Origin of the sequence: Acidovorax sp. ST3 (genome assembly GCF_003231145.1) — a bacterium.
Classification (GTDB): Bacteria; Pseudomonadota; Gammaproteobacteria; order Burkholderiales; family Burkholderiaceae_C; genus Acidovorax.
Genome location: NZ_QKVP01000105.1, coordinates 1 through 570 on the forward strand (window position 1 = coordinate 1; position 570 = coordinate 570).

Annotated in this window: 1 protein-coding gene; it reads right to left on the bottom strand. The window is 69.6% G+C overall.

What is annotated here, in order from left to right; translation table 11 throughout:
* On the bottom strand, window positions 1–570 hold a 570-nt coding region (locus tag DNK89_RS23815; RefSeq protein ID WP_153064349.1), incomplete at both ends, for a TonB-dependent siderophore receptor.

The window sequence follows — 570 nt, forward strand, 5'->3', positions numbered from 1 at the left end:
GCCGATGCCGTAGAACAGCGCCGACTTCTGGTCCGCCACGTCGTAGAAATAGCCGCGGTCTTCAAAGGCCGTGACGAGACGGCCGCGCACGCTGCCGCTGGCGTTGAGCGGGCCGCCCAGGTCGGCCTCGGCGCGGTAGCGGTCCCAGTTGCCAGCGCTGACCGCGCCGCTGAAGGCGAACTCGCGCTGCGGACGCTTGCGCACCAGGTTGACGGTGGCGGCGGGATTGCCGGCGCCATGCAGCAGGCCGTTGGCGCCGCGCAGGATCTCGACGCGCTCGTAGATGGCCATGTCTTCCGGCGCGGCGGCGCGGTTGCCCATCATGGCCGGCACGCCGTCCTGCTCGAAGGATTCGATCTGGAAGCCGCGCGCGTAGTAGCCGGTGGTGAGGTGATGGTGCGGCTGCACCGTGATGCCGGTGGCGTGCCGCATCACGTCGTCCAGGGTGTGCAGGTTCTGCTGGCAGATCTGTTCCTGGCCGATCACGGAGATCGATTGGGGCGTCTCGCGCACGCTCAAGGGCAGCTTGCCCAGCGTCGGCTGTTGCGCGGCGCCTGCCTCGCGCTCGCC